Source organism: Lysinibacillus sp. FSL M8-0134, from assembly GCF_038069745.1.
GTDB lineage: Bacteria > Bacillota > Bacilli > Bacillales_A > Planococcaceae > Lysinibacillus > Lysinibacillus irui.
In genome coordinates, this window is the sequence record NZ_JBBPAJ010000001.1 from 1,412,725 (window position 1) to 1,433,353 (window position 20,629).

The window sequence follows — 20,629 nt, forward strand, 5'->3', positions numbered from 1 at the left end:
TATGACTGCTTCTGTATCAGTTGTTGATAAAAAAGCATTTGTTCGATGGTTTTTAAAAAATTATCAATTGAAACGTCGTGAGTGTGTATGGATTTTAAATTACTTATTAAGTAATGATGACCTATTAAAAAGAATCCGATTTGTGGAAGAAGCTCATTATTGTCCTAGGGCAATGGTGATGTCGACAGTAGACTCAACAGGTGTGCCTTTTCGTTTCTATAAAGGCAATGTAATGACGGCAGATGCTGAGAAGTCTTTCCATGATTTACGACTACATGAACAAGAAGATATGTATATACAATTGAATTTTCCAAATATACCACCAAGTGCACAATACTTAGCAGTTCTCGAAGAAAACCCTTATATGCCAGAAACACTGTTAGTCAGTGAAAAAGATCGTTTACTGGCAGAAGAGCTGCTTTCCAATAGCTTACTCGTATTCCAGGAAGAAAAATTACTCGCACAAATTGATGAAGCCCTCGACCAGGGAGATGAAGAGCGTTTTTATGAATTGTCTAATTTGTTACAAGCACTAAAAGAAACGGCCAATTTACGTTAATCATAGGTAAAATTTGAATGTCCTTTATCCACTTCAATATGGTAACATTACTAGTGAATGATTGTTTTCACTTTTAATTGGGTATCCTATTGAAGAGTGGATAAGGGATTTTTATTTTGCAATAAAAGGAGGTTTGTTGGATGTATTTTAATGCAAACGATGTGACATCGTTTATGGCACAGAAGGATTTCATTGATACTGCAATTGTTCCACTCGTATCCATTGATCTATCTTCTGAAAAAATGAAACAGAGTGGTGCGGAAGTAGATTTTGTTATGTCTTTAACTTCATTTATAGAGCAACAGTTCAAAGGCCGTTTACTAGTCATGCCACCATTTTCTTATATGACAACTTTAAAAAACGAAGATTTACCACAGCAATTAGAAGCACAATTACATAATGCTGGATTTAAGCATGTGTTCTTCATTACTTGTGACCATTTTTGGACAAATAGTGGGGATATAGTAAATATTATTTGGTTACCAGCTATTCCATTAGAAAGTATGGATGCCAGTGTGAAAAAATCCATTCTGGAAGATCAACTACGACAAGTGATTCCGATGCTTTCGACCAAATGGGCACAGATTTAACAATTAGTTTCAATAAATGTTCACATTCTCCAGCTTTCCACAGAATGCTATATTGACCAAGCTATGGACTTGATATATCATATATATGTCCTAGTATTACTATTTGTAAAAGTATGTCCGTTGGACTGACCTTTAAGTTAGAGGGGGGAAAATAATGAGTAATAATCGAGTTTCACGTCGTCAATTTCTTAGCTATACACTAACTGGTGTAGGTGGATTTATGGCGGCAGGTATGCTAATGCCAATGCTTCGATTCGCAATTGATCCAGTGTTACAAAAGCATGATGGTGGAGATTTTGTTAAAACAGAGCATAAAATCGCTGACCTCACTGAAGAACCTGTAAAAGTTGACTTTTCATTCGAACAAGTTGATGCATGGTACAAATCGGATGTTACAAACGTAGCGTGGGTATACAAAAATGGCGATCAAATCATTGCCCTATCACCAGTATGTAAACATTTAGGATGTATGGTTGACTGGAATGGAGATTCTGCACACCCAGAACAATTCTTCTGCCCATGTCACGCAGGTCGTTATGAGAAAAACGGGAAAAACATTGCAGGTACACCACCTCTAGGTCCGTTGGATGAATTTGAAGTAAAAGAACAAGATGGCTATTTAATGATTGGTCCAGCAAAAGCAAATACTCTAGTTAAATAAGTAAGGGGGTACGACAAGTGCTAAATAAAATTTACGATTGGGTCGATGAACGCCTAGATATTACACCTATTTGGCGTGATATTGCCGACCACGAAGTGCCAGAGCACGTTAACCCTGCACATCATTTTTCAGCATTCGTTTACTGCTTTGGTGGATTAACATTCTTCATCACAGTAATTCAAATTCTATCTGGTATGTTCCTAACAATGTACTATGTACCAGACGTTGTGAATGCCTGGAAATCAGTTTATTATTTACAAAACGAAGTAGCATTTGGTGAAATCGTCCGCGGTATGCACCACTGGGGAGCTTCATTAGTTATCGTAATGATGTTCTTACATACGCTTCGTGTATTCTTCACAGGTTCTTATAAGAAACCTCGTGAGTTAAACTGGATGGTTGGTGTAGGTATTTTTGGTGTAATGATGGGTCTTGGCTTTACAGGATACTTATTACCATGGGATATGAAAGCATTATTCGCTACTAAAGTAGGTATCGAGATTGCTGCATCTGTACCGTTTATCGGTTCAATGATTAAAGTATTATTAGCGGGTGACACAACGATTCTAGGTGCTCAAACGTTAACACGATTCTTTGCGATTCATGTATTCTTCTTACCTGCAGTATTGTTTGGGTTACTTGCAGCGCACTTTATCATGATTCGTCGCCAAGGAATTTCAGGACCGTTGTAATTGTCTTGACGGTTCGATGATCTTTAAAAGGAGGGGACACTATGCATCGCGGAAAAGGAATGAAATTCGTCGGCGATTCTCGTATTAAAGCGAATCACAGAATGCCGAACGTTCCAAAGGATTATTCCGAATATCCAGGTAAGACGGAAGCTTTCTGGCCGAACTTCTTACTGAAGGAATGGATGGTAGGTGCTGTATTTTTAATTGGATACTTATTATTAACTGTCGCTCACCCGTCACCACTTGAAGGGCCGGCAGATCCAACTAGAGCATATACACCGCTACCGGACTGGTACTTCTTATTTATGTATCAACTTTTAAAATACTCATTTGCTTCTGGTCCATACAATGTAATCGGAGCAATTGTTATTCCAGGTCTTGCATTTGGAGCGCTATTATTAATGCCATTTTTAGACAAGGGTCCAGAACGTCGTCCATCTAAACGTCCATTACCAACAGCGTTTATGTTATTAACTTTAGCTGCTATGTTCTACCTAACTTGGGAGTCAGTTGTTAACCACGACTGGGAAGCTCAAAAAGCTATGGGTGCAATCGTAGAAACAGTAGAGTTCGATAAAGAATCTGAAGGTTATAAAATCTACGCTGGTTCTGCATGTATTACATGTCACGGTGAAGGCTTAGAAGGTGGGGCTGGTGCACCATCTCTAATGAACACTGGTTTAACAGCTGATGAAATTAAGGACATTGCTCATAATGGTCGTGGAAACATGCCACCAGGATTATGGACAGGTTCAGATGAAGATCTTCAAAAACTTGCTGAATTCATCGAAAGCTTAAAAGCAGAGTAATAGTAAAAGAGTCAGGAAACTGGCTCTTTTTTTCTACCTTGTTATAGTAATGGGACTGAAAGCCAAACTAAAAGGTTCCCGTGTGTAAAAAATTTTAGCGAAAAATGTCGAAAAGACGTTTAATCTAGGAATTAATAAGCGAATTAAATCAAAAAAATAACATATCCTAGGTCTCAAAGCTATACATACTGAATGTTTTTAAAAAGAGGAAGGAGTTGATGATGATGCAATTAACAAGAGCAAATATTTGGTTTCTTCTTACTCATAAAACTTTTTTAATCGCGCTATTAATTATTAATTTACTAGGTACAATTTATGGCTATTATTGGTATGGATGGCAGTTAGCCATTACAAAGCCTATTTTTTATATTTTTGTGCCAGATAGTCCGACAGCAAGTCTTTTCTTTTGTTTTGTGCTGATAGCTTGGATTATGGGTAAAAGCTGGCCACTCATGGAAGTGCTGGCACTCGTTACATTGGTAAAGTATGGCCTTTGGGCAGATGTCATGAATATTTGGACATTAATTGAAACAGGAACGATAGGCTGGCAAGGCTGGATGCTTGTAGGATCGCATTTTGCAATGGCTGTTCAAGCCATATTATATATGAAGAAATATGTTTTCTCTTATTGGCATGTAGCTATAGCTGCTGTATGGACGCTCCATAACGATGTTATTGACTATGTATTTGGTCAAATGCCTATGTATCGAGATTTAGCCGATTACACAAGCTATATTGGCTACTTCACGTTTTGGTTATCAATTGCATGTATTTTTCTTGCAATTTTCTCAATTAGATGGCGCAAATATTTGCCGAATTAGGGTATAAATTATAGAATTATAGTATCGAGGTAGAAAGGGGTTAGGATATTGTCAACAGGCATGTATATCGTTTATTTTGTTATTATTATGCTGCTGCCACTTTACGCACAAATGAAGGTAAAAGGCACGTATAATAAGTTTGCAAAACAACGTACAATGAAGGGACAGACTGGTGCAGAAGTAGCGCGTGCGATTCTAGATGCGAACGGACTATATGATGTACGAGTTGTGCCAACGCAAGGTGTGTTGTCTGATCATTATAATCCGGCAACCAAAACAGTTGCTTTATCGGAAAGTAACTTTTATGAAGCGAGTGTTGCAGGTGCTGCGGTAGCTGCCCATGAGGTAGGTCACGCCATCCAACATAAAGAAGCTTATTCTATGCTTACACTACGTAGTAAGCTCGTTCCAGTAGCAAATATTTCTTCCAATATGTCTTGGGTATTTGTGATGATTGGTATTTTTGCAAGTAGCACGAATTTCTTGCTGTTAGGTATCATATTATTAGCAGCAGGTGTCGTTTTCCAATTAGTGACACTGCCAGTGGAATTCGATGCTTCGAAGCGTGCGTTAGTTCAAATGAATTCATTAGGTATCATTACTAACGAAGAAGAACGTCCAGCTCGAAAGGTGTTAAGTGCAGCCGCACTCACATATGTAGCAGCGGCAGCAGTAGCTGTACTTGAGTTATTACGTTTAATATTAATTTTCACAAATATGCGTAGCGACGACTAAGAAAAAACTTGTTATAGTGGTACACCACTATAGCAAGTTTTTTATCTTCGTATGCTTAATGAAGTGGCTGCTTTTGGTCATCTAGCGTGAAGCCTTCACCCGCAACATCTCGAACTTCTATTATCGAAACGAATGCGTGAGGATCAACTTCATGGACAATTGATTTTAAACGTACAACTTCATTGCGGCCAATTACACAGTATATTACCTCTTTAGGTTGCTTAGTAAAATGACCATGACCTTCTAAAATGGTGATACCTCGTTCCATTCTTAAGGCAATTGTTTCAGCAATCATACCCGACTTTTCAGAAATAATTAGAGCACCTCGTGCAGCGTAGGCACCTTCTTGTACAAAATCAATGACACGTGCACCGACAAATACAGCTACTAGTGTATACATCATAGAACGTGCATCTAAGAAAGTTAACCACGAAAGAATGATAACAATGGCATCGAAGACAAACATGGTCTTACCCATACTCCATCCAAAGTATTTATGTCCAAGTCTCGCCAAGATGTCGACACCACCTGTCGTGCCGCCAAATCGGAAAACAATACCAAGACCAAGACCAACAAATACACCAGCAAAAAGGGCAACGAGTAGCATATCGTCCTCTAAATGTATGGTAAATTGATATTTTTGGAAAATTTTTAGAAAAAGAGATACAGATAAAGTGCCTACAAGTGTATAAACAAATGATTTTTTTCCAAGCAATCGATAACCTATAATAAACATGGGAATATTTAATAACAGGTTCATTAAGGCGGGGTCCCAACCTAGTGTAAAATAAAGGATGAGAGTAATCCCACTTAGTCCACCTTCACCTAGCTGATTTTGAATGTTGAAGTGAACAAAGCCGAAGCTGAAAATGGCAGCTCCGAGCATAATTGCGATAATATTGCGAATTTTAATCTGTTTTAGCATTTGACCTCCTGAAGTTCCAAACAAATGAAGTTGTGTTATCTATTATCTGACATTTTATTGGTTTTGACAACAATGGTGTAAATTTTATACGATGGTAAATAGGAGTGTGATTTTTATGACAGAGCAACTATCAATGCAAGCATTGCAACAGCGTGTTGATGATTATATAGGACAATTCAAGGAAGGATATTTCCCACCATTCGAGCTACTTGCGCGTTTAACAGAGGAATTAGGTGAGCTGTCACGCGAGGTTCAAGATGTTTACGGACAAAAAAAGAAAAAGAGTACAGAGGACACAAATAGTATCGAAGAAGAGCTAGGAGATTTTTTCTTTGTACTAGTATGCTTTGCAAATGCACAAGGTATTAAACTAGATGAAGCACTTTTACGCGTCATACATAAATTTGAAACTAGAGATAAGGATCGCTGGACTAGAAAGGATGAAGAATGATGTCGATTCGTGTAGCTATTGCGGGAGCTAGAGGAAAAATGGGAGCTGAGGCTGTACATACGGTCATGAAACATGACAAAATGGAATTAGTAGCTGTACTAGATTATAAGGAAGTAGGAAAAACATTAGCTGATTTAGATATGTTTCCAGCAAGCTATACGATACCTATTTTTACAGAAATGCATGATCTTGTAGAAGCAACTGCACCCGATGTGTTAGTCGATTTAACTAACCCTCATGCAGTATACAAGCATACTAAGGAAGCATTGCATTTAAATGTCCGACCTGTAATTGGTACAACAGGATTTACAGAGGCACAACTAGAGGAATTATCAGCCATGGCTAAAGAAAAAGAGTTAGGCTGTATTATTGCACCTAACTTTGCGATTGGCGCTATCCTGATGATGAAATTTGCGAAAGAAGCGGCTAAATACTTGCCAGATGTAGAAATTATTGAAATGCACCATGATCAGAAGCTTGATGCACCATCTGGAACAGCAGTAAAAACGGCACAATTAATACAAGAGGTTCGTACGCCTAAGACGCAAGGACATCCAGAAGAAAAAGAAACCATTGAAGGTGCAAGAGGTGGAGACTTTGATGGCATGCGCATTCACTCCGTCCGTTTACCTGGTTTAGTGGCACACCAGCAAGTATTATTTGGAGGAGATGGGCAGCTACTAACGATTCGTCATGATTCATTAAACAGAAACTCCTTTATGTCAGGTGTTGCTTTTTGCATAGAAGAGGTTATGAAAATGGATCAGCTTGTTTATGGTTTAGAAAACATCATCTAAAGATTGGGATGGAAGCTATATGAAAATCGCATTGATTGCACATGATCGTAAAAAAGATAATTTAGTACAGTTTGCTATTGCTTACCAAGATATTTTACATGAACATACGCTTTATGCTACCGGCACAACAGGACAACGTGTAATCGAGGCTACTGGCTTAGAGGTAACGCGTTTTCGCTCAGGGCCACTTGGTGGCGACCAACAAATTGGCGCTATGATTGCCAATAATGATATGGACATGGTTATTTTTTTCCGTGATCCATTAACAGCACAACCACATGAGCCAGATGTTTCTGCACTTATCCGTCTTTGTGATGTTTACCAAGTGCCACTGGCGACAAATATGGGAACAGCAGAAATATTACTAAAAGGCCTACAAGAGGGCTTTGTGGATTGGAGACTGATACAAGAAAGACGCAATTAATAAAAGACGTGATTTAGAAAGGATGATCATCGAATGAAAAAGCTAAAAATCGGCATTACCTGTTATCCTACAGTTGGTGGCTCTGGTGTCATTGCAACAGAATTAGGCAAAATGCTTGCAGAAAGAGGACATGAAATTCATTTCATTACCTCAAGCGTACCATTTCGATTGAATAAAATTTATCCAACCGTCTTTTTCCATGAAGTCGAAGTTAATAATTATTCAGTGTTTCAATATTCTCCATACGATATTGCATTAGCGAGTAAAATGGCAGACGTCATAAAGGATGAAGAGTTGGATGTGTTGCATGTGCATTATGCCATTCCACATGCAGTATGTGCGGTATTAGCACGTGAAATGAGTGGTAGAGATATTGGCATCGTCACAACCCTTCATGGCACAGATATTTCGGTGCTGGGGCAAGATTCTACGTTATCACAGGCCATTAAGTATGGAATTGATAAATCTGATATTGTGACAACCGTGTCACAAGCATTAAAAGAACAAACCTATGAGTTAATTGATACAGTAAAACCAATTGAAACGATTTATAACTTTGTGGATGAACGTGAATACTTCCCTCGTAATTCAGGAAACTTAAAAGAGCAATTTGGTATTCAAGAAGATGAAAAAGTCCTCATACATGTATCTAACTTCCGTAAAATTAAAAATCTTCCACATGTTGTAGATGCTTTTATGAAAATTCGTGCAAACATGAAGGCAAAGCTCCTACTAGTTGGAGATGGTCCTGAAAAGCATCGTGTTATGGACCAAGTAAAGGGAAGTCCCTATATGAAGGATGTTTTATTTTTAGGAAAACAAGAAAACTTGGCTGAATTATATGCGATTAGTGATTTGAAACTATTACTTTCACAGCAGGAATCGTTTGGACTGGTTTTATTAGAAGCAATGGCTTGTGGTGTACCTTGTATTGGGTCCAATGTAGGTGGCATCCCAGAAGTCATTGAACATGGCGTAGATGGCTATATTGTTGAATTAGGGGATACAGATGCAGTAGCTGAGTATGCTACTCAATTATTGCAAGATGAAGAACAACTATTGCGTTTCCGAGAAGCGGCTATTCGTGCAGTAAGTGAAAAATTCCATTCAACAAAAATTGTTAAACAATATGAAAATTTGTATGAGAAGGTTGCGGAAAGAAATCATGCAAAACAATAATGAATGGCAGGCAGCCTTTTTTGTAATCGAACAGCTAGAACAGGCAGGATTTGAGGCTGTTATTGTTGGTGGGGCTGTAAGAGATGCTTTACTCAATCGGCCTGCCCATGATGTAGATGTTGCAACAAATGCCTTGCCTGAAGAAGTAAAATCTGTCTTTCCACGGACAGTTGATATTGGGATTCAGCATGGGACGGTACTTGTTATCGTACCCGCTGGACCTGTTGAAGTGACTACCTACAGGACAGATGGGGAATATACGGACCATCGCCGTCCAGAAAAAGTACAGTTTGTGCGTTCCTTGCAAGAGGATTTACAACGTCGTGATTTTACGATGAATGCCATTGCTATGCGTCGTGACGGTTCTTTTGTAGATTATTACGGTGGGCGTCAAGATATCGACAAGCATATTATTCGAGCTGTTGGTGATGCACCAAGTCGCTTTGCAGAAGATGCTTTACGGATGCTGAGAGCGATTCGCTTTTCCGCGCAGCTTGATTTTACAATCGAGAAAAATACATTGACAGCCATCCAACAAAAAGCCGCTGATCTGGCTTTTATTGCAAAAGAACGCATAAAAGCAGAGCTGGATAAACTTTGGGTAGGACAAACAGTTTTTGGTGGTCTACAGAAATTAGAGGAAAGCGGTTTGACTGCCTATTTAATAGGAGATTTTCATGCTGCGCATTGGCTTGAATTTCATACACAGGACAAGCGCTTGGGCTGGGCCTATTTTGCTTTACTGCAAGGGACAGATTGGCGAGGGGTTTTGCGAGATTATCGACTATCAAATAAAGAAATGGCGTTTGTCAAATCGGTTTTAAGTGCCTATGATGCTCTAAAAGGTGGATGGACAAACACACATTATTTTATGTACACAGAGCAGGAGCTAGAGGCGGCACGCTATTTTGCCCAGCTGACTCAATTGGGCGCTCCTATACCTCGGCTGTCTGTAAGAGAGTTACAGGCAATGCTACCCATTAAACAGAAGCAAGAATTAGTGGTGAATGGGGCAGATTTACTGAAATGGTCAGGAAAAAAAGGTGGACCTTGGGTAAAAGAAGCCTTGGAGGACATGCTGACAGCCATTCTTCATCATGAGCTTCAAAATGATCGACAACAAATACGAAACTGGCTGGAGCTACACTATTTCTAGAAAGGCTTCACTTACTTTAAGCCATATTATATACAGCAAATTTACCGTCTCAAAAATGTGGGACGGCTTTTTTCTTTGGTGGTCATTTACGTTAATTTACAGTATGATAAAGACAAAATAGGTACATAAAAAATAGCACAGTTGACTAAAGGATTGATGTGAAGATGACAATTTCGATGAAGGATGAAATTTTAAAAAGAATACTAGCTGCAGATGGTGAAGCTGTTTCAGGTCAGGAACTAGCAGATTCTCTTGGTGTCTCAAGGACGGCAATCTGGAAGCACATGCAGACATTACAGGAGGAAGGCTATACATTTGAAACAATTAAGAAAAAGGGTTATGTTTTGACAGGCGTACCAAATAGCTTGAATCCAACACAAATCGAGCTTTTTTTAAAGACCGAGCATTTTGGTCGTGAAATTCATTATTTCGATGTAGTGGATTCTACACAAACTATTGCACATAAGCTTGCCCAAGAAGGGGCTCCACATGGAACGATTATCATTGGGGAGGAGCAAACAGCGGGTCGTGGTCGAATGGCTCGTCCTTGGGAATCGGCACATGGCACAGGAATTTGGATGACGATTATCGTACGTCCAGATGTGACACCCCAGCAGGCATCCTCTTATACACTTGTAGTGGCAGTAGCGGTAACGATGGCCATCAAAACATTATATGAGCATGTAGAACCATTAATTAAATGGCCAAATGATTTGTTGATTAATGGCAAAAAGTGTACTGGAATATTAACAGAGATGCAGGCAGAGGCAGATCTTGTTCAGGCTTTACTTGTTGGCATTGGCATAAATGCAAATCAAGAGGCTACTGATTTCTCACCTGATATTGCAGATATTGCTACTTCTCTACGTCTAGAAGCTGGCGAAGAAATCAATCGGGCAGCATTGGTGGCCTCCATTTTACACTATTTAGAACAATTTACAGAGCTCTATGTAAGTGAAGGTTTTGCAAGTATTAAAACACTGTGGCAGCAACTGTCCTGTACCATTGGTCAACGTATTGAGGTGACAACATTACGAGAACGTTTTGAAGGGGTTGCTAGTGGAATTACAGACGATGGCGTCCTCCAGCTTACCCAAGATGATGGGACAATACGAACGATTTATGCAGGTGACATCAAAATTATATAAAAAAGAAGCTGCAATGAACGTCTTGTTCTTGCAGCTTCTTCATTTACTTGAAAGTTACATCTAAATCACCTTGTGATAAAGATATATGTAGCTGATCATTACCATTGTTTACTTGAGTAACTGTACTACTTTGTTCTTCGTCATTAATTGTGAGATCACCGAAGCTTGTTATGAAGTTATAGCCTAGGTCAGATTGTTTGTTTTGTAAGCGAAGGGTCGTATCACCAAAGCTTGACGTAATGGTTGATTGACCATTTAATGTCCCATCTATACTGATATCTCCATGTTCACTTTTAATACTAATACCGTTACTAGCAAGGCGTTGGAGCGTCAAATCACCAAAGGACTGTGTAATCTCTGTGTTGTTACCAATTATGTTGGTAAAGGTAGTATCTCCGTAATCTTGCACTAGGTTAAGCTCCTGATAATGTAGCTCGTGAATGGCTATATCACCGAAGTCGCTATCTATAGTAACAGCATCTATATTTGCATGCTTTGGTACATAGAGCTTGATCGAAGGAGATGAAAAGCTTCCAAAGCCAATTTGGAAATCACTCTTTTTCTTCGCTACGGTTTCAATCGTTAAAGTCCCATCTTCAATATGATAGGTCACATCCTGCTGCTTAAGGACCTTTGTGTCTAATTTATAGTCGTTATCACTAGCAACAATATCAATATCGCCATATTCATTTACGATCTTGATATTTGTAAATGCATCTAATTTGTGAGAATGACTTACTAATTTAGTAGAGCTTGGTACGTGAAGACCCTCTGCATCTTTTTCAATAAACCAGCGACCACCTGAAAAATAGCCGACCAGTGCAAGTAAAATACCTAAAGCAATCATGGTCATAGCAATTAGCGTATTTTTTGATGTCATTTAGAAGCCCCCTTTCCCTTTTTTGTTATTTTGTGAAATAGTCTCCCTAATGTTTCAACTGAGACAAAAACCGTTTTCTTGATAAAACGAGCGACAATAGGAAAGAGTAGGACACCTAAGCCCGTTACAATCAATCCGACACCCATAAAGAGCAGAGCGGTAGGCCAATGCTCTGTTAAAATCAGGAGGCCAGATATAAGCGCCACAACACCACCGACAAAGATACTAATGACTGTAGCGATAATAGCAAAGATTAAACTGACAATGACTGCGCCAAATGAAAAAATAAGTGCGATTGCAGTAGCAAGTAATGGCAATGAAAGGGGCGCAGATAGGATGGCTAAAATAATAAGCCAAATAGCCGATATATTCTTTTTTGTCGATTTTGCCGAGGAGGTATCCAAATCCTTCAATGCGAAATCAGCTAATATTTGTGAGGCGACATGTGAAGGAGAGCCAAGTTGTGAAATAACTTGTTGCTCATTTTCTTCTCCTGCTTCCTCGAAGTATTCCTCATAATAGGCAATTGCAGCGTCAAACTCATGCGCAGGAAGCCGACGCAATTTGCCTCGTAGCTGTTTCAAATAGCTAGCTCTATCCATCTAAATTCCCTCCTAAAAGTACACAATCAACCTTTTCCTTATACACTTGCCATTCCTTTAATAGCTCTAATAACCGAATACGTCCTTGCTCTGTAATTTGATAATAGCGTCTATTTCTGCCTTGATAGGGCTGATCGTAGGTTGTTAAGTAATGCGCTTTTTGTAAGCGACGTAAAACGGGGTACAGTGTAGATTCCGAAATCTCCATGACGGATTGTACTTGCTGTGTTAGTGAGTAACCATAGGCGTCCTCTTTGTCGACAATAGCGAGTACACAAGCGTCAAGTAAAGCTGAACCAAGCTGAAATGTCATCTTTCCACCTCACATGTAATACTTATATTTCATTTTATATTATATATCGTATAGTATGTGGATAGTATATGACGTATAGTATTAATTGTCAATTAGTTAAAATAAACTCTGTTATTATAAGAAAATAATATTTGAAGATTACGAGGATTATTGTTATAGTATGTGCTGAAGGGCAGTATCCATTGTGAACGGCACCTTCACAAGCGCAAGATCCAATACAACAAATATCTGCCTTGATCTTTTCAGACAGGGACGGAAGAAAACACGCGTTCAACATAGCTGCTAGCTATCGCCTCTTGTCAACACTTCATCAAGAGGTATTTTGTGACGAACGAAACACTACCCTTCTGTCTATTTTCGAAAACAGAAGGGTTTTTCTGTTTTCTTCCCTTAAAAAGGAGGACTACAAATTGAAAACGACTACAGATTTTTTAAAGATGAAAGCGGCCGGTGAAAAAATTGTCATGGTGACAGCCTATGATTATCCCGCTGCTAGATTTGCTGAAGACGCTGGTGTAGATATGGTACTAGTCGGTGATTCACTTGGGATGGTCGTGCTTGGCTATGATTCTACAATGCCAGTGACTGTAGCGGATATGGTGCATCACGCTAAGGCGGTTCGACGTGGTGCGAAGAATACGTTTATTGTCGTTGATATGCCATTTGGTTCTTATCATGGCGATGTCAATGAAGCATTAAAAACGGCTGTTGACATGATGCAACAAACAGGAGCCGATGCTTTAAAGGTTGAGGGTGCAGGAGAGGTCATTTCGGTCATACGTAAACTTACATCAGCCGGTATTCCAGTAGTAGCGCATTTAGGTTTATTACCACAATCAGCAGGTGTGCTTGGTGGTTATAAAGTACAGGGAAAAACGGCAGAACAGGCTGCTACCCTTATAGAGGATGCAAAGAAATGTGAAGAAGCAGGAGCTTGTGCTGTCGTGTTAGAATGTATCCCACATCAGCTAACAAAAATTGTTTCAGCTAGCCTTGTGATCCCGACGATTGGTATAGGTGCAGGAGTAGAAGCTGATGGACAAGTGTTGGTTTATCATGACATGTTAAGCTATGGCTCACACCATGTGCCTAAGTTTGTTCAGCAATTTGCTAATATGGGGAAAGAAGCAAGTACTGGTATGCTTCACTATGTTGAAGCAGTTAAAGCTGGTACATTCCCTGCACCTAAGCATTTCTTCACAATGAAAGAGGAAGCGTTAGATCAGCTATATGGGGGCGTCAAAGCATGAAAGTAGTCACTACCATACAAGCATTAAGAGTAGAAATTGATGCAGCAAAGCAGGCTCATAAAACGATAGGTCTTGTCCCAACGATGGGCTATTTACATGAAGGTCATTTGACATTGGCAAAAACAGCACGTGCAGAAAATGATCTAGTTATTATGAGCATTTTCGTCAATCCAACACAATTTGGACCGAACGAGGATTTTGAAAGCTATCCTCGGGATTTACCTAGAGATACCGCTTTAGCACAATCTGTCGGTGTTGATATTGTGTTCGCTCCAAGTGCGGAAGAAATGTATCCGCATGATGGTGGTATTCGAATACATGCTGGTGAACAGGCAACAATTCTTTGTGGTGCGAGTCGACCAGGTCATTTTGATGGTGTGCTACAGGTTGTCTCAAAATTATTCCACTTAACACAACCAACTCGGGCTTATTTCGGACAAAAGGATGCACAGCAGGTTGCGATTATTGCTACAATGGTACGTGATTTTAACTTCCCATTGGAATTGCGAGTAGTCCCAATAGTGCGTGAGGAGGACGGTTTAGCCAAATCTTCTCGCAATATCTATTTAAGTGAATCAGAGCGACAGGAGGCTCCTGCGATTAATGAAGCTTTGCAATTGGCACGTGATAGCTTTTTAGCGAATGGTGATGCTGAGCGCGCACTGGTTAAAGCGAAAGCGCATATTCATGCACGAACGCATGGCCGAATTGACTATATAGAGTTATTAGCGTACCCCGATCTAACACCAGTAACTGCAACGACACAGCAAGTCCTGTTGGCAGCAGCCGTCTATATTGGCAAAACACGCTTAATTGATAATTGTATTTTTACTGTGAAAGAAGGACTGTAAAGATGTTACGAATGATGATGAATAGTAAAATCCACCGTGCAACAGTGACACAGGCCGATCTAAATTATGTCGGCTCCATTACAATTGATGAAGATATTTTAGATGCGGTAGGTATGCTGGCGAATGAAAAGGTACATGTCGTTAACAATAATAATGGAGCCCGCTTTGAAACATATATTATTGCTGGTGAGCGAGGTTCTGGTGTAATTTGCGTTAATGGCGCAGCTGCACGACTTGTACAACGTGGCGATATTGTAATTATTATTTCCTATGTATATGTGGATAATCATGAGGCAAAAGAGCATAAACCAACCGTTGCCATTATGGGTGAGGGTAATAGGATTAAAGAAATGATTACACATGAGCCTGAAGCCACGGTGATGTGATCAGATTATAGATAGAAGAAAGGAGGATTGGCAAATGCTTTGTCAATCCTCCTTTTTTGATTGCATCTATTACAAAAGTAACTGGTAAAATTTTGTTTTTCTTACTATTAAACTAGTTTTTAAAATTATAATTTTACAAATGTTCTAGTATTTTGGGTCATATTTATGTAGAATTTAGTTGTAAGTACATCAATTTACTAGTGGAGGTATCATTTGTAATGGAAAATAAACGAAACAAGTTTTTAACAGTAACTGCCGCGGCATTGGCTGTAACAGCGGTAGCAGTAGCGCCAGCATCGGCAGCAAGTCCTTTTTCAGATGTAAAAGAAAGCCATGCAAACTTTGAAGCCATTTCTACACTTTATGCAGCAGGGATTATTAGCGGGTATCCAGATGGTACATTCAAACCAGATACAAATGTCACACGTGGACAAGCAGCAAAAATGATTGCAGGCGCATTAAAGCTAGATACAAAAGATGTGGAGAATCCAAACTATAAAGATATTGATGTTTCTAATCCATATTACGGTCCAATTGCAGCACTTGCAGGATTAGAAGTGATTACAGGCTATGGTGATAATACTTTCCGTCCAAATCAAACAATTACACATGGTGATTTAGCTAAAATTTTAGCGTCTATTCCAACATTACCAGAGCTAGAAAGTGCTAAAAACCACGCGGCAACTGATAAAGTTACACGTGGACAGCTTGCAACATTGATTGCAGAAGCTTTAACAAAATCAAGCACAGAAACACCAGAAACTCCTGAAACACCAGAGAAACCTGAAACGCCTGAAGGTGCATTTTCTCTATCTATTTTACATGTAAATGATACACATGCTCGTGCAGAGAAGTTACCTCAATTAGCAACAGCGGTTAAGGAGCAACGTGAAACGAAGAAAAATGTCTTAACTTTACACGCTGGAGATGCATTTAGTGGAACACTATATTTTAACGAATTTAAAGGAAAAGCTGACTTAGCGCTATTAAATGAAATTGGCTTTGATGCAATGGTATTCGGTAACCATGAATTTGATTTAGGTTCTTCACCAGAAGGTCATCAGGCATTAGCAGATTTTGTTAAGGCTGCTAAATTCCCATTTGTGGATGCCAATACAGATTTTTCAGCAGATGATAAATTCACTGGTTTATTTACAGACTTAATTTCAAGTGAGCCTGAAAATGGAAAAATTTATTCAGGGATTGTGAAAGAAATTGATGGCGAAAAAGTAGGTATATTCGGCTTAACAACAGAAGAAACATTGGATATTGCTTCTCCTGATAAAGTAACTTTTACAAATTACATCGATGAAGCGAAAAAAGCAGTAGCTGCCTTTGAAGGAATGGGTGTTAACAAAATTATTGCTTTAACACATATTGGCTACAATGATAATCCAAATGTTGATAATGATATTTTACTAGCGAAAAACGTACCAGGAATTGATGTCATCGTTGGTGGACATGACCATACAAAATTAGAAGAGCCAGTTGTTGTTGATACAAACACAGTAGGTGAAGCAAAAGAGGCAACATTAATCGTACAAGCTAATGAATATGTAAATTATTTAGGCACACTTGACGTAACATTTGATGGAAATGGTGTTGTTACAGAGTATGGTGGCGAATTAATCGACCTTGGTAAAGTTGCACAAGACGAGTCTTTAGTGAAGTTACTTGAACCATTTAAAGCTAAAGTGAATGAAGTAAGCAACAAGGAAATTGGTGTGAAAATTGCTGAGGAGTTAGCAAATCCACGTGCAACTGAAGAAAATTTAGAAAGTGTACGTAGTAATGAAACAGCTCTAGGTAATATCATTACTGACGGTATGTTGGCAAAGGCACAAAAATATACAGATAAAACTGTTGTGATGGCATTACAAAATGGCGGTGGTATTCGTGCGGCGATTCCAGCTGGTAATATTACAGTTGGTCAAGTGATTACGGTATTACCATTTGGTAACACATTAGCATTAATGGATGTTACAGGTGCAGAGTTAAAGGCTGCATTTGAAGTATCTCTGAAAAGTGCACCAAAAGAAAACGGTGGTTTCCTACACATTGGTGGAGCGAAATTACAATATGATTCTTCAAAAGAAGCTGGCTCACGTGTAGTATCTATCGAATATTTAGATAAAGCAACTGGAAAGTATGTTGCTTTAGAAGATACGAAAACATATACAGTAGCAACAAATGCTTTCACTGCTAAAGGTGGGGACGGCTTTGATATGTTTGCTAAAGCATATGAAGAAGGTCGCGTTACAGACTTAGGTTTATCTGATTGGGAAAACCTACAAGAACAATTACTTTCATTAAAAGAAGTAAAAACAACAACAGAAGGTCGTATTGTTGATCTTGCTAAAAAACAATAATCGAATAGCTTGAATTACTATTTTATTTAACTACTATTCATTTACGCAACCTTAGGGGCTTCCTCTAAGGTTGTGTTTTTTTGTATAGATTAAGTGATTTTACAAGGAGGAGAAAGGATGCTGCAAAGCCAAATCTATGATAAAATTCAACTTATCTAATGTGAACTGTGAGTTGAGATGTATGATGGAAAGTCAAAAATATGCCATTGTCGATTTGGAGACAACGGGTCATTCACCAGCCAATGGGGACCGGATGATTCAAATAGCAATTGTTATTATGAAGGATTGGAAAATTGAGCGTACTTATACGAAGTTCATTAATCCAGGAAAAACCATTCCATCTTTCATTCAAGATTTAACGCATATAACGGATGAAGATGTAAAGGATGCCTTGCCATTTGAGGCACATGCGGATTACATATATGAGCTATTAGCAGACTGTGTGTTTGTCGCACATAATGCAGATTTTGACTTATCCTTTTTACAAGCAGAGTTTAAGCGAGCAGGACTTCCGAAGTGGCAAGGTAAAAAAATGGACACGGTGGAGCTTGCTAAAATTTTATTTCCTATGTCCCTTGGCTTTAAGCTAGGCGATTTAGCGGCAGATTTAAATATTGAGCTAGCCAATGCGCATCGGGCAGATGATGATGCACTGGCAACAGCAGAATTATTCAGATATTGCTGGAGGGAGCTTTTAAACCTTCCTCAGCTAACGTTGGAACAGATGCATAAACGTTCTTTCCGTTTGAAATCAAATGTTTCCCAGCTCTTTTTTGAGGCTTTGCAAATTAAACGACAGCATGTGACAGGTCATGAGAATGTACATTATTACCGCAATTTTGCCATTTGCAATGGTCGCAATAAGCATGAAAATGCATCAGAACCACTAGTCTATCCGCAAACAGTAACTGAAAAGGTAGCTTTAATGTCAAAGGCCCTTGCGAATTTTGAGGAACGTCCAGCACAATTTGAGATGATGGACACGATCTGGCAGGCATTACATGAACAAAAGGAATGTGTGATTGAAGCCTCCACTGGTATTGGCAAAACGGCTGGCTATTTATTGCCTGCGATTTTGTACGCCCGTACTGTCGATAAAAAGATTGCCATTAGTACGTATACATCGTATCTACAGGAGCAGCTTGTAGAGGAGGAACTACCTAAGATTGAAAAAATCCTAGGAACAAAAGTAAATGTATGCGTACTAAAGGGAATGCAACATTATATTGATCTTGAACGCTTTGAGCAATGTATGGCCCATGCAGATGAGTCCTATGATGAAACATTTACTATTCTACAAATACTTGTGTGGCTTACTAAAACAGAGACAGGTGTGTTAAGTGAATTAAATGTTTCAGGTGGCGGACAACTATTTTTAGAAAAAATCCGAAAAATACCAAGTGACAAGCCCTCAAAGGGCTTTGATTTCTATGAACAAGCTTTAAAAAATAGTGCCGTTGCGGATTGTATTGTGACGAATCATGCTATGGTATTAAGCGATTTAGTTCGCCAAACACCACTCTTTACCCAAATCGATGGATGGATTATTGATGAAGCACATCAATTTATTCAGGCAGCCATGCAGCAGGATGAAATTGCCTTCTCCTATACACAATGGAAGTATATCTTTGGACAAATTGGTACGATGGAGGAGACCACCCTTTTTCACCAGTTTTGTGAAGCAGCGAAGAAAAAACAGCGTGTAGCCATGCAAAATTTGCAACGTCTGGATGCCCAATTTATACGCTTGCAGCGGTCATTTGATGAAACCATTCAGTTAGTTATTCGAAAAATACAGCAACAAGTTAAAGGGAAGCAAGTAGGTAGTAAATGTACCCTATTTTTAGAGGATCTATCATTTGCAAAAGAATCATTCGTGCAAGTTAGTAAGCAGACACAACAATGGCTAGACCTTGCAACTGCAATTACGCAGACATTCGAAAATAATATTGAGCAATTAGATAAAAATGATCTTTATGTTTTATCTGAATGGCAGTATTGGATACGAGAAGTGAAAATAAAAATTGCTGAATGGGAAGATATTTTTCTATCACCACATGAGGGTAATTCAATATGGCTAGAACTGGATCTCCGTAGTGTTCCTGGCAGTCTTCATGTCTTTAAGAAACCAGTCAATGTCACACCGATTATTGAACAAGTATTAGCACCGCTTCGTAAAGAGGCAAGCATTGTTTGGACATCAGGTACATTAACCGTACCAGGCAATGAGCGCTTTGTCACACGCCAGTTAGGAATCTCTGATGATGTTGAGATCATAAAACTCCAAGCACCTCCAGCCTATTACGCTGGTGCCAAGGCTTTTATTGTAACTGATATGCCAGATATTCAGCATGTTAGCCAGGAAGAATACATTGAGGCTGTTGCACATGCAATTACTCGGACAGTCCGCATGACGGAGGGACGCTGTTTTGTGCTCTTTACAGCACAGGATATGCTTCGGAAAACAGTCGAGCTCATTCAAGAAAGTGAACTTTTAGATGACTACATGCTTTTTGCACAAGGTGTTACTGGTGGAAGCCGTATGCGCATTCTAAAATCATTCCAAAAATTTAGCCATGCTGTTCTGTTTGGGACAAATAGCTTTTGGGAGGGAGTGGATGTACCAGGAGATGCTCTCGCTTCTGTCATTGTGGTACGATTACCATTCTCTTCACCAGAAGAGCCAGTATTTAAGGCAAGAGCCAAGCATCTGACAGCTCTAGGTGGCAATTCATTCACGGAGCTTTCCTTACCAGAGGCCATTATGCGCTTTAAACAAGGCTTTGGTCGATTAATTCGTTCTTCCCAAGATAAAGGAGCCTTTATCGTCCTCGACCGACGTATCACTAGTAAGTCTTATGGGAAAGAATTTATTAAGGCATTACCGCCTATCGATGTGAGGAAAGTTCAGCTACCTGAATTATTAAAAGAGTTGAACCGTTGGCAAAAATAGATGAAATCCCTTTTAGCATAGCTAGAAGGGATTTTTTTATAGGCTATTTGGAGTGTTTTGTGTTTTGAAATGCTATAT

22 protein-coding genes are annotated in these 20,629 nt (G+C 39.2%); 18 read left to right on the forward strand and 4 right to left on the reverse strand.

Annotation, left to right across the window (positions count from 1 at the left end; all coding sequences use genetic code 11):
- Position 1 precedes the first annotated feature (1 nt).
- The 7 genes from MKY49_RS06915 (at position 2) to MKY49_RS06945 (ending at position 4,867) form a co-directional block, all read left to right on the forward strand.
- Positions 2–559 (forward strand): ReoY family proteolytic degradation factor, encoded by a 558-nt coding sequence (locus MKY49_RS06915; protein WP_036123193.1) that lies wholly within the window; start codon positions 2–4, stop codon positions 557–559.
- A gap of 140 nt (positions 560–699) precedes the next feature.
- Positions 700–1,149: a DUF2487 family protein gene (locus tag MKY49_RS06920; RefSeq protein ID WP_274796371.1), complete on the forward strand. Its 450-nt coding sequence runs from the start codon at positions 700–702 to the stop codon at positions 1,147–1,149.
- A gap of 154 nt (positions 1,150–1,303) precedes the next feature.
- On the forward strand, positions 1,304–1,810 hold the full coding sequence (locus tag MKY49_RS06925) for a QcrA and Rieske domain-containing protein (RefSeq protein WP_312505623.1): 507 nt from the start codon (positions 1,304–1,306) through the stop codon (positions 1,808–1,810).
- Positions 1,811–1,827: 17 nt separating this feature from the next.
- Positions 1,828–2,502 carry a menaquinol-cytochrome c reductase cytochrome b subunit gene (gene qcrB, locus MKY49_RS06930; protein ID WP_008181573.1) on the forward strand — a complete coding sequence of 225 codons (675 nt, stop codon included), beginning with the start codon at positions 1,828–1,830 and terminating at the stop codon, positions 2,500–2,502.
- A gap of 41 nt (positions 2,503–2,543) precedes the next feature.
- Complete coding sequence (locus MKY49_RS06935) at positions 2,544–3,311, forward strand: menaquinol-cytochrome c reductase cytochrome b/c subunit (protein WP_313471002.1); 768 nt, start codon at positions 2,544–2,546, stop codon at positions 3,309–3,311.
- A gap of 224 nt (positions 3,312–3,535) precedes the next feature.
- The gene (locus MKY49_RS06940; RefSeq protein ID WP_312505622.1) at positions 3,536–4,132 is read left to right on the forward strand and encodes a DUF1405 domain-containing protein; all 597 of its coding nucleotides are present in this window, start codon (positions 3,536–3,538) and stop codon (positions 4,130–4,132) included.
- Between the two features lie 60 nt (positions 4,133–4,192).
- On the forward strand, positions 4,193–4,867 hold the full coding sequence (locus tag MKY49_RS06945) for a zinc metallopeptidase (protein ID WP_313471017.1): 675 nt from the start codon (positions 4,193–4,195) through the stop codon (positions 4,865–4,867).
- A gap of 55 nt (positions 4,868–4,922) precedes the next feature.
- On the opposite strand, the gene MKY49_RS06950 is transcribed toward MKY49_RS06945, so the two are convergent.
- Positions 4,923–5,792 (reverse strand): YitT family protein, encoded by an 870-nt coding sequence (locus MKY49_RS06950; protein WP_274796374.1) that lies wholly within the window; start codon positions 5,790–5,792, stop codon positions 4,923–4,925.
- Positions 5,793–5,907: 115 nt separating this feature from the next.
- Between MKY49_RS06950 and MKY49_RS06955 the strand changes: the two genes are divergently transcribed.
- The 6 genes from MKY49_RS06955 (at position 5,908) to MKY49_RS06980 (ending at position 10,947) form a co-directional block, all read left to right on the forward strand.
- Positions 5,908–6,243, forward strand: a complete 336-nt coding sequence (locus MKY49_RS06955; protein WP_274796375.1) for a nucleotide pyrophosphohydrolase — start codon at positions 5,908–5,910, stop codon at positions 6,241–6,243.
- A complete protein-coding gene (gene dapB, locus MKY49_RS06960; protein ID WP_313471005.1) occupies positions 6,243–7,040 on the forward strand; it encodes a 4-hydroxy-tetrahydrodipicolinate reductase in 798 nt (265 codons plus the stop codon). Before MKY49_RS06955 ends, dapB begins: the two co-directional genes overlap by 1 nt.
- A 19-nt stretch (positions 7,041–7,059) precedes the next feature.
- Complete coding sequence (gene mgsA / locus MKY49_RS06965; RefSeq protein ID WP_274796376.1) at positions 7,060–7,464, forward strand: methylglyoxal synthase; 405 nt, start codon at positions 7,060–7,062, stop codon at positions 7,462–7,464.
- Positions 7,465–7,497: 33 nt separating this feature from the next.
- Entirely contained in the window at positions 7,498–8,643 is a 1,146-nt protein-coding gene (gene bshA, locus MKY49_RS06970; RefSeq protein WP_274796377.1) for an N-acetyl-alpha-D-glucosaminyl L-malate synthase BshA, read from the forward strand.
- A complete protein-coding gene (locus tag MKY49_RS06975; protein ID WP_341385843.1) occupies positions 8,630–9,799 on the forward strand; it encodes a CCA tRNA nucleotidyltransferase in 1,170 nt (389 codons plus the stop codon). The genes bshA and MKY49_RS06975 overlap by 14 nt, the downstream gene beginning before the upstream one ends.
- A 164-nt stretch (positions 9,800–9,963) precedes the next feature.
- A complete protein-coding gene (locus tag MKY49_RS06980; RefSeq protein WP_341385844.1) occupies positions 9,964–10,947 on the forward strand; it encodes a biotin--[acetyl-CoA-carboxylase] ligase in 984 nt (327 codons plus the stop codon).
- A 43-nt stretch (positions 10,948–10,990) separates the two neighbouring features.
- Here MKY49_RS06980 and MKY49_RS06985 read toward each other — a convergent pair whose 3' ends face one another.
- The 3 genes from MKY49_RS06985 to MKY49_RS06995 are packed head-to-tail and all read right to left on the reverse strand — an operon-like array spanning position 10,991 to position 12,742.
- Complete coding sequence (locus MKY49_RS06985; RefSeq protein ID WP_341385845.1) at positions 10,991–11,827, reverse strand: DUF4097 family beta strand repeat-containing protein; 837 nt, start codon at positions 11,825–11,827, stop codon at positions 10,991–10,993.
- Entirely contained in the window at positions 11,824–12,429 is a 606-nt protein-coding gene (locus MKY49_RS06990) for a DUF1700 domain-containing protein (RefSeq protein ID WP_322605324.1), read from the reverse strand. Before MKY49_RS06990 ends, MKY49_RS06985 begins: the two co-directional genes overlap by 4 nt.
- Positions 12,422–12,742 (reverse strand): PadR family transcriptional regulator, encoded by a 321-nt coding sequence (locus MKY49_RS06995; protein WP_036124518.1) that lies wholly within the window; start codon positions 12,740–12,742, stop codon positions 12,422–12,424. Before MKY49_RS06995 ends, MKY49_RS06990 begins: the two co-directional genes overlap by 8 nt.
- Before the next feature lie 410 nt (positions 12,743–13,152).
- On the opposite strand from MKY49_RS06995, the gene panB reads away from it, so the two are divergent.
- The 5 genes from panB (at position 13,153) to dinG (ending at position 20,551) form a co-directional block, all read left to right on the forward strand.
- Positions 13,153–13,992: a 3-methyl-2-oxobutanoate hydroxymethyltransferase gene (gene panB / locus MKY49_RS07000; RefSeq protein WP_322605323.1), complete on the forward strand. Its 840-nt coding sequence runs from the start codon at positions 13,153–13,155 to the stop codon at positions 13,990–13,992.
- Positions 13,989–14,843 (forward strand): pantoate--beta-alanine ligase, encoded by an 855-nt coding sequence (panC, locus tag MKY49_RS07005; RefSeq protein WP_274796384.1) that lies wholly within the window; start codon positions 13,989–13,991, stop codon positions 14,841–14,843. Before panB ends, panC begins: the two co-directional genes overlap by 4 nt.
- A 2-nt stretch (positions 14,844–14,845) precedes the next feature.
- On the forward strand, positions 14,846–15,229 hold the full coding sequence (gene panD / locus MKY49_RS07010; RefSeq protein ID WP_312505611.1) for an aspartate 1-decarboxylase: 384 nt from the start codon (positions 14,846–14,848) through the stop codon (positions 15,227–15,229).
- Between the two features lie 218 nt (positions 15,230–15,447).
- Positions 15,448–17,598 (forward strand): 5'-nucleotidase C-terminal domain-containing protein, encoded by a 2,151-nt coding sequence (locus tag MKY49_RS07015; protein WP_322605322.1) that lies wholly within the window; start codon positions 15,448–15,450, stop codon positions 17,596–17,598.
- A 181-nt stretch (positions 17,599–17,779) separates the two neighbouring features.
- A complete protein-coding gene (gene dinG / locus MKY49_RS07020) occupies positions 17,780–20,551 on the forward strand; it encodes an ATP-dependent DNA helicase DinG (RefSeq protein ID WP_341385846.1) in 2,772 nt (923 codons plus the stop codon).
- Positions 20,552–20,629 lie beyond the last annotated feature (78 nt).

Excerpts from the sequence above, each read along its gene's own strand:
- MKY49_RS06915 (WP_036123193.1), top strand. The coding sequence starts at position 2 with ATGACTGCTTCTGTATCAGTTGTTGATAAAAAAGCATTTGTTCGATGG.
- MKY49_RS06920 (WP_274796371.1), top strand. The coding sequence starts at position 700 with ATGTATTTTAATGCAAACGATGTGACATCGTTTATGGCACAGAAGGAT.
- MKY49_RS06925 (WP_312505623.1), top strand. The coding sequence starts at position 1,304 with ATGAGTAATAATCGAGTTTCACGTCGTCAATTTCTTAGCTATACACTA.
- MKY49_RS06935 (WP_313471002.1), top strand. The coding sequence starts at position 2,544 with ATGCATCGCGGAAAAGGAATGAAATTCGTCGGCGATTCTCGTATTAAA.
- MKY49_RS06940 (WP_312505622.1), top strand. The coding sequence starts at position 3,536 with ATGCAATTAACAAGAGCAAATATTTGGTTTCTTCTTACTCATAAAACT.
- MKY49_RS06945 (WP_313471017.1), top strand. The coding sequence starts at position 4,193 with ATGTATATCGTTTATTTTGTTATTATTATGCTGCTGCCACTTTACGCA.
- MKY49_RS06950 (WP_274796374.1), bottom strand. The coding sequence starts at position 5,792 with ATGCTAAAACAGATTAAAATTCGCAATATTATCGCAATTATGCTCGGA.
- MKY49_RS06955 (WP_274796375.1), top strand. The coding sequence starts at position 5,908 with ATGACAGAGCAACTATCAATGCAAGCATTGCAACAGCGTGTTGATGAT.
- dapB (WP_313471005.1), top strand. The coding sequence starts at position 6,243 with ATGTCGATTCGTGTAGCTATTGCGGGAGCTAGAGGAAAAATGGGAGCT.
- mgsA (WP_274796376.1), top strand. The coding sequence starts at position 7,060 with ATGAAAATCGCATTGATTGCACATGATCGTAAAAAAGATAATTTAGTA.
- bshA (WP_274796377.1), top strand. The coding sequence starts at position 7,498 with ATGAAAAAGCTAAAAATCGGCATTACCTGTTATCCTACAGTTGGTGGC.
- MKY49_RS06975 (WP_341385843.1), top strand. The coding sequence starts at position 8,630 with ATGCAAAACAATAATGAATGGCAGGCAGCCTTTTTTGTAATCGAACAG.
- MKY49_RS06980 (WP_341385844.1), top strand. The coding sequence starts at position 9,964 with ATGACAATTTCGATGAAGGATGAAATTTTAAAAAGAATACTAGCTGCA.
- MKY49_RS06985 (WP_341385845.1), bottom strand. The coding sequence starts at position 11,827 with ATGACATCAAAAAATACGCTAATTGCTATGACCATGATTGCTTTAGGT.
- MKY49_RS06990 (WP_322605324.1), bottom strand. The coding sequence starts at position 12,429 with ATGGATAGAGCTAGCTATTTGAAACAGCTACGAGGCAAATTGCGTCGG.
- MKY49_RS06995 (WP_036124518.1), bottom strand. The coding sequence starts at position 12,742 with ATGACATTTCAGCTTGGTTCAGCTTTACTTGACGCTTGTGTACTCGCT.
- panC (WP_274796384.1), top strand. The coding sequence starts at position 13,989 with ATGAAAGTAGTCACTACCATACAAGCATTAAGAGTAGAAATTGATGCA.
- panD (WP_312505611.1), top strand. The coding sequence starts at position 14,846 with ATGTTACGAATGATGATGAATAGTAAAATCCACCGTGCAACAGTGACA.
- MKY49_RS07015 (WP_322605322.1), top strand. The coding sequence starts at position 15,448 with ATGGAAAATAAACGAAACAAGTTTTTAACAGTAACTGCCGCGGCATTG.
- dinG (WP_341385846.1), top strand. The coding sequence starts at position 17,780 with ATGATGGAAAGTCAAAAATATGCCATTGTCGATTTGGAGACAACGGGT.